Raw genomic sequence first — 13,347 nt, 5'->3', positions numbered from 1 at the left:
GCGGCCCGGGCCCTAGACCGGGTCCTTCCCCGAKCCGCCGTCCGCGCCCGCCGTGCCGTCCGCATCGGCCCCGTCGTCCTCTTCGCTTCCGCCGTCCCTGCCGTTCGTGTCGTCGCTGTCGTCCCCGTCGCTGCTCGAACTCCTGTCCGCCGCCCGCTTCACCAGGTACGGCATGACCTCCCACAGCCCCGTGCACACCACCAGGGTGACCGCCCCCGCCGCGATGCCCTCGGCCCGGTCCACCGCCACGTCCACGACCAGCAGCATGGAACCCGACAGGGCCAGCGCGAGCACGGCCAGACCGATCTGCGCGACCCGGGACGAGGCCTCCACGACCTGGGGCTTGGCGCCCCGCCGGAACAGCCGGCGGTGCAGGGCCGCGGGGGCCGTGAAGAGCGCCGCCGCCAGGACGGCGAGCAGCAGGGTGACCACGTACGTCGTGCGCTGCACCGCGTCGAGCGACGGGAAGCGGGGGGTGAACGCGAGGGTCAGCAGGAAGGCGAAGAGGATCTGGACGCCGGTCTGGGTGACCCGCAACTCCTGGAGGAGCTCGCTGAAGTTCCGGTCGGCGCGCTCCAGCCGGGTCTCGTTGCGCTCCTCGTGGTGGTGGCGTTCGGCGGCCATGGGCGGACGAGTAACCAATCGGCCGCCGAACACACGTACAAGCCCCTCACCGGGCGGCCACGGACGTCCCGCGGCCGCCTCGCGACGGGCTCAGTGGATCACCTGACGCGGCCGTACCAGACGCTCTTCGTCCAGATCTTCTGGAGCTTCACCACGTCCCCGGTCTTCGGGGAGTGCCAGATCCGTCCCTTCCCGGCGTAGATGCCGACGTGGTAGACGTTCCGGCCCGAGTGGAAGAAGACCAGGTCCCCCTGCTTGCGGCTGGAGGAGGAGATGTGCTTCGTCTTGTTGTACTGGGCCGCGGCGGTGCGCGGCAGGCTCTTGCCCGCCTTCTTGAACGAGTAGAGCGTGAGGCCCGAGCAGTCGAAGCGCTTGGGTCCCGCGGCGCCGTACTTGTACGGGGAGCCCTTCTTGGAGGCCGCCACCTGGAGTGCCTTCGTCGCGTGGGTGGCCGCTTCCGCGTCGGACGCGAAGCCCGGGGCCACTATGCCGCCCCCGACGGCGGCGATCGTGAGGGCCGAGGCGGTGCCGGCCCTGCTGAACAGCGACGGAACACGATTGAGCGCAGTCATGCGCAACCCTTCGTCAGCCGCCTGTGAAGGATGACCTGTCGGATTCGGGCTGGCGAAGTTGCCCGGCCGCTGTCGCGGCTTCACCCCAAGGGCCACTCGGATCTCTCCGGCGGCCCGTCGTGCCTGGGTCCTCCACTCCTGCCGATGCACTTCTGTCGACCGGTCATCCGGGCAGCGGCAGGACTCGGCGTCCGCCCGGACCGCCCCGCCGCCTGTGGCGGGGGCTTGTCGTCGGAAGGGATCTTGACGCACTGATGTCCCAGAAGCCGAGCGGAATCGGCGTTTTGTGGGCTTACTCACCACTCACCCGTTCGGGTGGACAGCCCTTTCTGCGGGGGACGTCGAGGGCCCGGGGGACCCCCGCACCAGCACCGGAACACTCCATTCCGGCTTGGAGGCAGACGTGTTGCGCAAGTTCGGGGGGCCGGAAAAAACAGCGGCGCGTACGCCGTCCGGGGGTACTCCGTACGGTCCGTTTCGGCGCCGTCCCGGACGCTCCGTCACCCGCCCGCATGACACGGGCGCGTCGGCCGTACGTCAGGTGCGGGAGCCGGGCGGATGCGCGGGCGGCGGTGCTCCGCGCGTGCGGCGGGCGAGGACGCGGAAGGACCGTGCGCCCCCGGCCGCTGCGGGGGGCACGGTCCGTTCCTGCGGGCCGGGGTCACCCGGCGAGGGCGGTCTCCCGCTCGGCGGGGGCGGGGACGGGGGCGTCGGCCGTCGCGCGGTGCTTGAGGGCGCCGCCCAGCAGGACCGCGCCGAGGCCCAGGGCCGCCCACCAGGTCAGGGTGAGGGCCGGACCGGACGCGGCGGCCCCGTCGAAGAAGGAGACCGAGCGCAGGAGCGAGGCACCCGCTCCCGGCGGCAGCCACTGGCCGATCGCGCCGGCCGGCGCGGGCAGCATCTCGGGGGCGGAACTCGCGCCCGAGAACGGGTTGCCGAGCAGCATCATGGTGAACGCGCCGAGTCCGATGCCCGGTGTGCCCAGCAGGGCCGCGAGACCGGCGACGGCGGCACTCACCGCGAGCGTCGACAGGGCCAGTACCGCCGCCACGGGCCACCAGCTGCCCGGGAAGGCCCCCAGCCAGCTGCCGGCGACGAGGGCGCCGACCGTGCCGACGGCCGCGGCGGCGGCGATCAGCGTGGCCACCGCCCGGGCGCCGCGCAGCCCCAGCAGCGTCACCACGGCCCCCGCGGCGATGCCCGCGAGCGTCATCGGCAGCACGCTCGACGTCAGGACCGCACCGCGCGGGTCGTCCGCGGCGGCGGGGACGACGTCGACGGTCTCCAACGGGGTGCCACCGGCCTGTCGGGCCACGGCCTGCTGCAGCGACTGCGCCACGAGCGGGCTCGCGGCCGAGGCGGTGAGCAGCTTGGGCCCCCGCTCGGTGACCACGACCGCTCCGTATACGGTCCGGTCCTCGACGGCGTCCCTGGCGGCCGCCTCGTCCGCGTAGCGGTGGATCTCGAAGGCCCCCTCGTGCGCTTCGAGTTGCCGCTGCACCGGGGCGGTCGCGGTCGCCGGACCCGCCACGCCGAGCGGCAGGTCGTGCGGAGCGGTGCGGGCGGCGGGCCAGGCGAAGGCCCACAGGGCGAGGGCCGTCAGGACCGGGACCAGCAGGACGACGGCTGCGATGCGGCTGCGGTGCGAGCGGGGTGCGGAGGTGGCGGACATGCTTCTTCCCTCGATGCGGGACGGGTGGTGGGCGCTCGGACTCAAAAAGAAGGATCGTTCGTTTTTGCTCTGCGGCCACTGTCCCGCCAGTGTCCGGACTTGTCAAGAAGGAATGTTCGTTTTAGTTTTCGGGCATGGCCCGCGTATCCCAGGAACACCTAGACGCCCGTCGCCGCCAGATCCTCGACGGCGCGGCCCGCTGCTTCGCCCGCAACGGGTTCCACGCCACGTCGATGCAGGACGTGCTGAAGGAGGTGAACCTCTCCGCGGGGGCCGTCTACCGCTACTTCAGCGGCAAGGACGAACTGATCGCCGCCATCGTCAACGAGGTCCTCGCGGAGATCCGCGGGGCCTTCGAGGACGCCGCCCGGCACACTCCGCCGCCGCTGCCCGACGTGCTCCTCGGCCTGGTCATGACCGAGGTGCTGGGGCTGGGGGGCACGGCCAGGCACGGACTGACCTGGGACGGCGAGGCCTCCTTCCCGCGGCTCATGGTCCAGGTCTGGACGGAGACCCTGCGCGACAGCGAACTGGCGGGGGTGCTGCGCGAGGGGTTCGGCGCCGTGCGGCAGGCGTGGGTGAAGGTCGTCGAGGGCTACCAGGAGGCCGGACTGATGCGGGCGGACGTCCCCGCCGAGCACGTCGCCAGGACCCTGATCGCCGCGGCGCAGGGGTTCGCCGCCCAGCAGGCGCTCTTCGGCGCCGCACCGGTGGAGGTCCTCCAGGACGGTCTGCGCGCCCTGATGAGCATGCAGGCCCCGCGCTGATCCCCGGCCGGGCTGGGACGGCGGGTGCGCTGATCCCTGGTGGGGCCGAGACGGCCGGCGCGTTGATCCCCGGTGGGGCCGGGACGGCCGGCGCGTTGATCCCCGGCGGGGCCGGGGCGACCGGTGGAACTGCGGGATTCACCCGTGGCGGTTAACGTCCCTGAAAKCCCGCGCAACTAGCGTGCAGCACCATGTCACCAGCGGTTCCGGGCGGTGGCTGCGGCAGCCGGACCCCGCACGGTCCGGAGCGAGGACTGCGAGGTGGGAAGCCGTGCAACTGACACCGCACGAGCAGGAGAGGCTGCTGATCCATGTGGCCGCCGACGTGGCCGAGAAGCGCCGGGCCAGGGGGGTGCGGCTCAACCACCCCGAGTCCGTCGCCCTGATCACCTCGCACATCCTCGAAGGGGCCAGGGACGGCCGCACGGTGGCCGAACTCATGGCCTCCGGACGCCGGGTCCTCACCCGCGAGGACGTCATGGAAGGCATCCCCGAGATGATCCACGACGTGCAGGTCGAGGCCACCTTCCCCGACGGCACCAAGCTCGTCACCGTCCACGACCCGATCGTCTGACGGGGGGAGCGGCCACCATGATCCCCGGAGAGATCCTGTTCGCCGACGGGACCGTCGCCTTCAACGAGGGCCTCGACGTCACCCGGCTCACCGTCCTCAACGCCGCCGACCGGCCCGTCCAGGTCGGCTCCCACTACCACTTCGCCGAGGCCAACCCCGGCCTGGACTTCGACCGCGGCGCCGCCCGCGGCAAGCGGCTCAACGTCGCCGCCGGCACCGCCGTGCGCTTCGAGCCCGGCATCCCCGTCGACGTCGAACTCGTCCCGATCGGCGGCGCCCGCGTCGTGCCCGGTCTGCGCGGCGAGACCGGAGGAGCCCTCGATGCCTGAGATCTCGCGGGCCGCGTACGCCGACCTGTTCGGGCCCACCACCGGCGACCGCATCCGGCTCGCCGACACCGACCTCCTGATCGAGATCGAGGAGGACCGCTCCGGCGGCCCCGGACACGCCGGCGACGAGGCCGTGTTCGGCGGCGGGAAGGTCATCCGCGAGTCCATGGGCCAGTCGCGCGCCACGCGCGCCGACGGCACCCCGGACACCGTCGTCACGGGCGCGGTGATCGTCGACCACTGGGGGGTCGTCAAAGCCGACGTGGGCATCCGCGACGGCCGGATCACCGGTATCGGCAAGGCCGGCAACCCCGACACCATGGACGGCGTGCACCCGGACCTGGTGATCGGCCCGGAGACGGAGATCATCGCGGGCAACGGGCGCATCCTGACGGCCGGCGCCATCGACGCCCATGTGCACTTCATCTGCCCGCAGATCGCCGACGAGGCGCTGGCCTCCGGGATCACGACCCTCGTCGGCGGCGGCACCGGACCCGCCGAGGGGTCCAAGGCCACCACCGTCACCCCCGGCCCCTGGCACCTCGCCCGGATGCTGGAGGCGATGGAGGGCTACCCGCTCAACTTCGGGCTGCTCGGCAAGGGCAACACCGTCTCCGAGGAGGCGATGCTCTCGCAGCTGCGCGGCGGCGCGCTCGGTCTCAAGCTGCACGAGGACTGGGGCTCCACGCCCGCCGTCATCGACGCCGCGCTCACCGTCGCGGACCGCACCGGCGCGCAGATCGCCATCCACACGGACACCCTCAACGAGGCCGGGTTCGTCGCCGACACGCTCGCCGCGATCAAGGGGCGCACGATCCACGCGTTCCACACGGAAGGTGCGGGAGGCGGGCACGCGCCGGACATCATGACCGTGGTCTCCGAGGCGAACGTGCTGCCCAGCTCGACCAACCCGACCCGGCCCTACACCGTCAACACCGCCGAGGAACACCTCGACATGCTGATGGTCTGCCACCACCTGAACGCCGCCGTGCCCGAGGACCTCGCCTTCGCGGAGTCCCGCATCAGGCCCTCCACCATCGGGGCCGAGGACGTCCTGCACGACCTCGGCGCCATCTCGATCATCTCCTCCGACTCCCAGGCCATGGGCCGCGTCGGCGAGGTGATCATGCGGACCTGGCAGACCGCGCACGTCATGAAGCGGCGCCGCGGAGCGCTGCCGGGGGACGGCCGCGCGGACAACCACCGGGTGCGCCGCTACGTCGCCAAGTACACGATCAACCCCGCCGTCGCCCAGGGCCTCGCCCGGGAGATCGGCTCCGTCGAGACGGGCAAGCTCGCCGACCTGGTGCTGTGGGAGCCCGCCTTCTTCGGGGTCAAGCCGCACCTCGTCGTCAAGGGCGGGCAGATCGCGTACGCGCAGATGGGCGACGCCAACGCCTCCATCCCCACGCCGCAGCCGATCCTGCCGCGGCCGATGTTCGGGGCGATCGGCCGGGCGCCCGCCGCCAACTCGTTCAACTTCGTGGCGCCGGTCGCCGTCGAGGACGGCCTGCCGGAACGGCTCGGTCTCGGGAAGCGGTTCGTCGCGATCGAGTCGACGCGCGGGGTGACCAAGGCCGACATGCGGGAGAACGACGCCCGGCCGGACGTACGGGTCGATCCCGACAGCTTCGCCGTCACCATCGACGGGGAGCTGGTGGAGGCCGTGCCCGCGGCCGAACTGCCCATGGCTCAGCGGTACTTCCTGTTCTGAGGCCTGCCCTGTGCAGACCCCCGTTCCGTGTACACCCCGTTCCGTGTACACCCTGATCCGTGAGGTGCAGAGATGTCGCGTGCCGCGTTGCTCGTCCTCGCCGACGGGCGGTTCCCCGCCGGGGGACACGCCCACTCCGGTGGGGCCGAGGAGGCGGTCAAGGCCGGCCGGATCACCGGGGCGGCGGACCTGGAGGAGTTCTGCCGGGGGCGGCTGCACACGGCCGCACTCGTGTCGGCCTCGCTCGCCGCGGCCGCCGCGCTCGGGGTGGATCCGGTGGAGCTGGACCGGGCCGCGGACGCCCGTACGCCGTCCCCGGCGCTGCGCGTCGCCGCGCGGAAGCTGGGGCGGCAGCTGATGCGGGCCGCGCGGGCGACCTGGCCGTCGGCCGAACTCGATTCCCTGGCCGCGGAGTTCCCCAAGGGGGCCCATCAGCCGGTCGTGCTGGGGCTGACGGCCCGGGCGGCGGGGCTCGGGGCGCGGGACGCGGCGTACTGCGCCGCGTACGAGGGTGTCAGTGGGCCGGCGACCGCCGTGGTGCGGTTGCTGAGCCTCGATCCCTTCGACGCGAGTGGGGTGCTGGCGCGGTTGGGGCCCGAGGTGGACCGGGTGGAGAGGGACCGGGCCGCGGTGAGCGCGCTGCGGGTCGGGCTCGGGGGGCCCGTCGGGTCCGGGAAGACCGCCACCGTGGCCGCGCTGTGCCGGGCCCTGCGCGACGAGTGGTCGCTGGCCGTCGTCACCAACGACATCTACACGCGCGAGGACGCCGAGTTCCTGCTGCGTGAGGCCGTGCTTCCGCCCGAGCGGATCACCGCCGTCGAGACCGGGGCCTGTCCGCACACGGCGATCCGTGACGACATCTCCGCGAACCTCGAAGCGGTCGAGGACCTGGAGGACGAGGTGGGACCGCTGGACCTGATCCTCGTCGAGTCAGGGGGCGACAACCTGACGGCGACCTTCTCCAAGGGGCTCGTCGACGCGCAGATCTTCGTGATCGACGTCGCGGGCGGGGACGACATCCCCCGCAAGGGCGGCCCCGGGGTCACCACCGCCGACCTGCTCGTGGTCAACAAGACGGACCTGGCGCCGTACGTCGGCTCGGACCTCGCGCGGATGGCCGCCGACGCGAAGGCGCAGCGGGCCGGACTGCCCGTCGTCTTCCAGTCGCTGCGGGGCGGGGACGGGGTCGCGGACGTCGCCGGCTGGGRGCGGGAGCGGCTCGCCGCATGGGCAGCGTAACCGGCGGAGCCGCCGGAGCCGCCGGGGTCCGGGCCGTCGCGCGGATCCTCGCCCGGCCGGACGGGCGGGGCGGTACCGCGCTGCCCGTCCTGGAGGGCGAGGGCCCGCTCGCCCTGCGGCGGACGCGGGCCGGCGGCTCCGAGGCCAAGGTGATGCTGGTCGGCGCGATGAGCGGACCGCTGGGCGGTGACCGCTTCACCGTGTCGGCCGAGGTGGCCGAAGGGGCGCGCCTGCACGTCGGGTCGGCCGCGGCCACCCTCGCGCTGCCCGGGCAGGCCAAGGGGGAGGCGCGCTACGACGTACGCCTCACGGTCGGGGCCGGCGCCGAACTGCGCTGGCTGCCCGAGCAGTTGATCTCCGTCCGCGGCAGCGAGCTGCGGATGGCGACGGAGGTCGAGCTCGCGGACGGTGCCCGGCTCACGCTGCGCGAGGAGCAGGTCCTCGGACGGGCCGGCGAGGAGCCGGGGCGGCTCACCAGCCGGCTCACCGTCCTGGTCGCAGGGCGGCCCCTGCTCGACCAGGAGCTCTCCTGCGGACCCGGGGCACCCGGCGGATGGGACGGGCCCGCTGTGCTCGGCGGGCGTCGCGCGCTCGGCCAGCTCCTCGTCGTACGTCCGCAGTACGCGACGCGGCCGGTCGAGCCGCGGCTGCTGGGGGAGTACGCCGCGCTCACCCCGCTCGCCGGGCCCGGCGCCCTGGTGACCGCCCTCGCGCCCGACGCCCTGCACCTGCGCCGGATCCTCGACGAAGCCCTGCGTTCACTCGGCTGACCTCCCGCCGGCGTACCGCGGAAACGAACATCACCGCTGAACGGTCAGAGATGTTCCGGTTATCGGATTGGCAAAGAAGGCACATCGCCTCTGTTCCCAGGGACCTCACAGCCGAAAGGATCCCCCGGTACCGACCACGACGACAGCAGACGACAACAGGGGGGACCCTCTTGAGAGGCATGAGAAGGGTGACGGCGCTCGGTTCGGCCGGAGCGCTCGTCACGGCGACCCTGATAGCCGGCGCCGTCGCGGCCCCGACGGCCAGCGCGGAAGCCCGCCACGGCAAGGACAGCCAGACGCGCGGCGCCGAGATCGCCGCCGCCCGCGCGGCCAAGGCCGGCATCGACTGGCAGGACTGTCCGGCCGACTGGGGGCTCGCCAAGCCCATCCAGTGCGGCTGGGTCACGGTGCCGCTCGACTACGCGAAGCCCGACGGCAAGAAGATCAAGCTCGCCGTGGACCGCATCGGCAACACCGGCACGAAGGCGGAGCGCCAGGGCGCCCTCGTCTACAACCCCGGCGGCCCCGGCGGCTCCGGCATGCGCTTCCCGACCCGGGTCACCAACAAGAACCCGCTGTGGGTGAACACCTCCAAGGCGTACGACTTCGTGGGCTTCGACCCCCGCGGCGTCGGCCACTCGGCGCCCATCTCCTGCATCGACCCGCAGGAGTTCGTCAAGGCGCCCAAGGCGGACCCGGTACCGGACTCCGAGGCCGACAAGCGCGCCCAGCGCAAGCTCGCCGCCGAGTACGCGGACGGCTGCGCCGAGCGCAGCGGCGCGATGCTGCCGCACATGACGACCCCGAACACCGTCCGCGACCTGGACGTCATCCGGGCCGCGCTCGGCGAGAAGAAGCTCAACTTCCTCGGCGTCTCGTACGGCACGTACATCGCCGCCGTCTACGGCACGCTCTACCCGGACCACGTGCGCCGCATGATCGCGGACAGCGTCGTCAACCCCTCGCGCGAGAAGATCTGGTACGAGGCCAACCTCGACCAGGACGTCGCCTTCGAGATGCGCTGGAAGGACTGGCAGGACTGGGTCGCCGAGAACGACGCGTCCTTCCACCTCGGCGACACCCGCGCGAAGGTCCAGGCCCAGTGGCTGAAGCTGCGCGCCACCGCCAAGAAGAACCCCATCGGCGGCCTGGTCGGGCCGGCCGAGCTCATCGGCTTCTTCCAGAGCGCCCCGTACTACGACTCGTCGTGGGTGCCGGTCGCGACCGTCTTCAGCAAGTACGTCGCCGGTGACACCCAGGCGCTCGTCGACGCGGCGGCCCCGGACCTGTCCGACACCGCGGGCAACATCTCCTCGGAGAACGGCAACGCCGTCTACACGGCCGTCGAGTGCACCGACGCCAAGTGGCCCACCAGCTGGAAGAAGMGGGACCGCGACAACACGAGGCTGCACAAGGACTACCCGTTCATGACGTGGGCCAACGCCTGGCTGAACCTGCCGTGCGCGACCTGGCCCGCCAAGCAGCAGACCCCGGTGCACGTGAAGACCGGCAAGGGCCTGCCGCCCGTCCTGATCGTGCAGTCCACGCGGGACGCGGCGACGCCGTACGAGGGCGCCGTCGAACTGCACAAGCGGTTCAAGGGCTCCCGCCTGATCACCGAGAAGGACGCCGGTTCGCACGGCGTGACCGGGCTGGTCAACCCGTGCATCAACGAGAAGGTGGACACCTACCTGCTCACCGGCAAGGTCGGCCCGGCCGACGTGACGTGCACGCCGCACGCCACGCCCAAGCCGTAGCAGCAGCCGCCGCCACGGCGACGACCGACGAGGGGACGGCCGTTCCACGGCCGTCCCCTCCGCCGTGCCCCGGTCCTCAGGCCCGCCGCCCCGCGAGCCAGGCGTCCTCGGCCGCGTAGTCGAACAGGTCGCCGTAGGACGCGACCATCTTGGGGTAGGCCGCACGCCAGTCCCCCTCGGCCAGCCGGCGCTCGATCCAGGCGACCGTCTCCGGCAGCCGGTCGGCGTACCGCGTCACCGCCCGGTACCCCAGCTCCCGCCCGGCCGCCGTCATGTCGCAGACCACCGGGTGCGGCACCGACCACGGGGTGTCGCCCACGCCCGGCGCGGGAGGCGGCCCGTCCACCAGGACGGTCTCGTTGCCGGCCCCCATCACGGCGTCGACGGCCGCCGCGATCTCCGCGACCGTGGGCGCGTCCGGGTCCACCGCGTTGAGCACGCGGGTGCCCGGCCGGGCGGCGGCCAGCCGGACCAGCTCCGCGATGTTGTGGACKCCCGCCGGATGGAAACGGCTCTCCCCGCCGTACGCCAGGACGCGCCGCCCGCGGCCGTCCAGGTTGCGCTTGACGAAGTACAGCTCGCGGGGGGTGCGGCAGTGCGGCCCGTGGACGGCGCCGGCCCGCAGCAGCGTGGTCGGCAACGCGTCCGAGGCGGCGAGCAGTTCGCGCTCCAGCGCCGCCTTGCGGGTGCTGTACGAGGTGTCCCCGGGCGCGATCGTGCGCTGATCCTCCGCCAGCGGCACCGGATAGGCGGGGAAGCCGTCCGGCTCCTCCTGCGTATCGAAGGTGCGGCCCTCGTCGTCCTCGTACACCGACACGGTGGAGAGCACCACGGCCGAGCCGACCCGGCCGGCCAGTGCGGTCAACTGCCGTGCGTGCTCCGGCCCGAACGCCACCACGTCCACCAGGACGTCGCAGCCGTCGCCGACCGCGGCGGCCAGGGCGGCGTCGTCCGCGCGGTCCACCCGCGCGGTGCGCACCTCCCCGGGCCAGTCCCCGTCCCGTCCGCCGCCCCGCGAGAGGGCGGTCACCTCCCAGCCGTCCCGGGCCAGCACGTCCACGGCCACCCGCCCGATCTGCCCCGTCGCCCCGATCACCACAGCTCGTCCCATGGAGCGACCGTAGGACGTCCGCGGGCCGTAACCCAGCCGATTAGCTGCGGGCAGAGCGGCCCGCCGGGGGAGCCGGGGCGGCCGTCAGCGCTGCGGCAGACGCGGGAACTTGCGGGACCTCGCCTGCGCCGCCTTCTCGGCGGCCTCCTCGGCCTTCACGTCCGACGCGTACCGGTCCACGTACTCCTGCTCGGAGAGGCTGAGGATCGCGTACATGATCTCGTCGGTGATGGCGCGCAGGATCGCCTTCTCGCCCTCCATGCCGGCGTAGCGGGAGAAGTCGAGGGGCTTGCCGAAGCGGATCGCCACGGGGTGGATCTTCGGGATCTTGCGGCCGGGCGGCTGCGCCTCGAAGGTGCCGATCATCGCGCACGGGACGACGGGCACCCCGGCCCGGAGCGCCATCACCGCGACACCGACCTTGCCCTTGTAGAGGCGCCCGTCGTGCGAGCGGGTGCCCTCCGGGTAGATGCCCAGCAGCTCGTCCTTGCCCAGCACGCCGAGGCCCTCGCGGATCGCCGCCTGGCCCGCCTCCTTGCCGGAGCGGTCCACCGGGATCTGCCCGACGGCGTGGAAGAAGGCCGCCGTCAGTCTGCCCTTGATCCCGGGCCCGGTGAAGTACTCGGCCTTGGCGAGGAACGTGATGCGCCGCTTGAGGATCGCCGGCATCAGGAAGTGGTCCGAGAACGACAGGTGGTTGCCCGCGACGATGGCCGCACCCGTCGCCGGTACGTGCTCCAGGCCCTCGATGCGGGGCCGGAAGGTCAGCCGCAACAGCGGCCCCAAAATCACGTACTTGAGGACGTAATAGAACAACGGGTCGCTCCTCGCTTCGCCGGATCGGCTCAAACGCCGCGTTCTAGCTGGTCAATAGGTGTGCTGCGGGACGCCAGTGTATGTGAGGCACCGTCCCGTGCAACCGCCTGCGACGGGACTCATGCTGGCCCGGCGCCGCCGTGCGGCACCACCCGCCGCCGCGCCGGTTGGCTCGTTCCCGACGACCCGCGGCCCGCCCTCAGCCGTGGCGCGCGGCCCGTTCCCGCGCCACGGCGTCGCCGTTCCACGCGTCGACCACCCCGGCCAGGTCGTCCAGCAGCCGCCGCGTGTCCGCCGTCATGGCGCCCAGCGCGGGCGTGGCCTCGTTCCCGCTGTCGGCGAGTGCCGAGGCCAGCCGGTGGTGCGCCGCCTCCGCGGTGTCCAGCGCACGGCGGCGCTCCTCGACCGCGTCCTGCCGCGAGGCCAGGACGTCACCGGCCGCCCGCAGCTGCGGAGCCAGGACGTCCGGTACGGAGTCAGCGAGCCAGCCGGCCTCCGACAGCGAGCGCGTGATCGCCCTGATGTGCTCGGTGATCCGGTCCCAGGTGAAGTCCCAGTCCTCGGGCGGCGGCGGGACCGCCGAACGGCGCAGCCGGTGTCCCGGGTTGAACCGGTAGCTCTCGTGCGACGACCGGCGCGCGGTCCGCAGCTCCGTCACCACGTCCGCCAGCCGCACCGCGCGGTCGTACCAGCCGTGGGCCCGCTCCTGGTCGTACGGTTCCTCGATGCCGTCGGCGACGGTGTGCAGCAGGTCGGCGCAGTCCCGCGGCAGCTTCTCGCGCAGCCGGTGGACGCCCCGGGAGTGGACCGGCGGCAGGACGGCGGCGTTCACGGCGATCCCGATGGCCGCGCCGAGCAGGGTCTCCAGCAGCCGGTGCAGGATGTCGGGGCCGCTGGACGAGCCGTAGGCGAGGACGAACAGCGCGGCCGTCGGCGCGTACAGGCCCTGGCCGCCGAGCCGCGCGTAGTTCCCGAGCAGCACGGCGGCGGGCAGGGCCAGCGCCATCGCGGCCATCGTGTGGTGGGTCAGCCCGAGGGCGCCGGCCGCGAGCAGGGTGCCGCAGCACACCACCACGACCTGCTGCAGGGCGGACAGGAGCGAGCGGTAGACGGTGCCCTGCACCAGGAACAGCGCGGTCCACGGCGCCAGCAGCGCCATCGGCGCGTGCCACCACCAGCCGGCGATCGCCCAGGCCAGCAGTGCGGCGCCGGCCGCCTTCAGGGACTGGACCGCCGTCTCGCGCTCGGGCCCGGCCTCCATGACGCACCTGCGCACCGCACGCCCGACGGCGGCGGCCTCATGGGTGAGGGCGTGCCACACGTGCTGCTTCCTTCCGATCGGTCCTCGCGGGCGCCCTCGTCGGCGCCTGCGGGCGCCGGGTACCCGGCGCCCGGTGACCGG

The 13,347-nt window shown here is 73.1% G+C and carries 12 protein-coding genes, 2 pseudogenes and 1 riboswitch; of the genes and pseudogenes, 8 read left to right on the top strand and 6 right to left on the bottom strand.

The genetic code is table 11. The features are described from left to right. Positions 1-12 precede the first annotated feature (12 nt). The 3 genes from FGF04_RS03150 to FGF04_RS03140 form a co-directional block, all read right to left on the bottom strand. A complete protein-coding gene (locus FGF04_RS03150) occupies positions 13-624 on the bottom strand; it encodes a DUF6328 family protein (protein WP_223146338.1) in 612 nt (203 codons plus the stop codon). A 98-nt stretch (positions 625-722) separates the two neighbouring features. After that, positions 723-1,196: a C40 family peptidase gene (locus FGF04_RS03145; protein WP_149509653.1), complete on the bottom strand. Its 474-nt coding sequence runs from the start codon at positions 1,194-1,196 to the stop codon at positions 723-725. A 3-nt stretch (positions 1,197-1,199) separates the two neighbouring features. Next, positions 1,200-1,355: riboswitch (cyclic di-AMP (ydaO/yuaA leader) on the bottom strand. Between the two features lie 502 nt (positions 1,356-1,857). Beyond that, the gene (locus FGF04_RS03140) at positions 1,858-2,868 is read right to left on the bottom strand and encodes an ABC transporter permease (protein ID WP_149509652.1); all 1,011 of its coding nucleotides are present in this window, start codon (positions 2,866-2,868) and stop codon (positions 1,858-1,860) included. 134 nt (positions 2,869-3,002) lie between these two features. Between FGF04_RS03140 and FGF04_RS03135 the strand changes: the two genes are divergently transcribed. From FGF04_RS03135 to FGF04_RS03100, 8 genes and pseudogenes are all read left to right on the top strand, one after another. Beyond that, positions 3,003-3,635 carry a TetR/AcrR family transcriptional regulator gene (locus FGF04_RS03135; protein WP_149509651.1) on the top strand — a complete coding sequence of 211 codons (633 nt, stop codon included), beginning with the start codon at positions 3,003-3,005 and terminating at the stop codon, positions 3,633-3,635. A gap of 271 nt (positions 3,636-3,906) precedes the next feature. Then, positions 3,907-4,209 carry an urease subunit gamma gene (locus FGF04_RS03130; protein WP_149509650.1) on the top strand — a complete coding sequence of 101 codons (303 nt, stop codon included), beginning with the start codon at positions 3,907-3,909 and terminating at the stop codon, positions 4,207-4,209. Positions 4,210-4,226: 17 nt separating this feature from the next. After that, positions 4,227-4,538: an urease subunit beta gene (locus FGF04_RS03125; protein WP_149509649.1), complete on the top strand. Its 312-nt coding sequence runs from the start codon at positions 4,227-4,229 to the stop codon at positions 4,536-4,538. Continuing rightward, on the top strand, positions 4,531-6,252 hold the full coding sequence (locus FGF04_RS03120) for an urease subunit alpha (protein WP_149509648.1): 1,722 nt from the start codon (positions 4,531-4,533) through the stop codon (positions 6,250-6,252). The genes FGF04_RS03125 and FGF04_RS03120 overlap by 8 nt, the downstream gene beginning before the upstream one ends. A gap of 72 nt (positions 6,253-6,324) precedes the next feature. Next, positions 6,325-6,783, top strand: a pseudogene (locus tag FGF04_RS03115) (urease accessory protein UreF); the annotation flags it as partial. A 105-nt stretch (positions 6,784-6,888) separates the two neighbouring features. Continuing rightward, positions 6,889-7,491: pseudogene (gene ureG, locus FGF04_RS03110) on the top strand (urease accessory protein UreG); the annotation flags it as partial. Further along, a complete protein-coding gene (locus FGF04_RS03105; protein ID WP_149509647.1) occupies positions 7,479-8,261 on the top strand; it encodes an urease accessory protein UreD in 783 nt (260 codons plus the stop codon). The pseudogene ureG and the gene FGF04_RS03105, both read left to right, overlap by 13 nt. A 179-nt stretch (positions 8,262-8,440) precedes the next feature. Further along, entirely contained in the window at positions 8,441-10,018 is a 1,578-nt protein-coding gene (locus FGF04_RS03100; RefSeq protein ID WP_149509646.1) for an alpha/beta hydrolase, read from the top strand. 76 nt (positions 10,019-10,094) lie between these two features. Here the strand turns inward: FGF04_RS03100 and FGF04_RS03095 are convergent, their stop codons facing one another. The 3 genes from FGF04_RS03095 to FGF04_RS03085 all read right to left on the bottom strand — a co-directional run bounded on the left by FGF04_RS03095 (position 10,095) and on the right by FGF04_RS03085 (position 13,266). Further along, the gene (locus FGF04_RS03095) at positions 10,095-11,117 is read right to left on the bottom strand and encodes an NAD-dependent epimerase/dehydratase family protein (RefSeq protein ID WP_188113946.1); all 1,023 of its coding nucleotides are present in this window, start codon (positions 11,115-11,117) and stop codon (positions 10,095-10,097) included. Between the two features lie 96 nt (positions 11,118-11,213). Then, positions 11,214-11,945, bottom strand: coding sequence for a lysophospholipid acyltransferase family protein (locus FGF04_RS03090; protein WP_149509644.1), 732 nt, complete (start codon positions 11,943-11,945; stop codon positions 11,214-11,216). Positions 11,946-12,144: 199 nt separating this feature from the next. Continuing rightward, positions 12,145-13,266, bottom strand: coding sequence for an FUSC family protein (locus tag FGF04_RS03085; protein WP_235882159.1), 1,122 nt, complete (start codon positions 13,264-13,266; stop codon positions 12,145-12,147). Positions 13,267-13,347: the final 81 nt, after the last annotated feature.

The organism is Streptomyces apricus, assembly GCF_008369065.1.
Classification (GTDB): Bacteria; Actinomycetota; Actinomycetes; order Streptomycetales; family Streptomycetaceae; genus Streptomyces; species Streptomyces apricus.
This window is presented reverse-complemented; position numbering and strand designations above follow the sequence as displayed.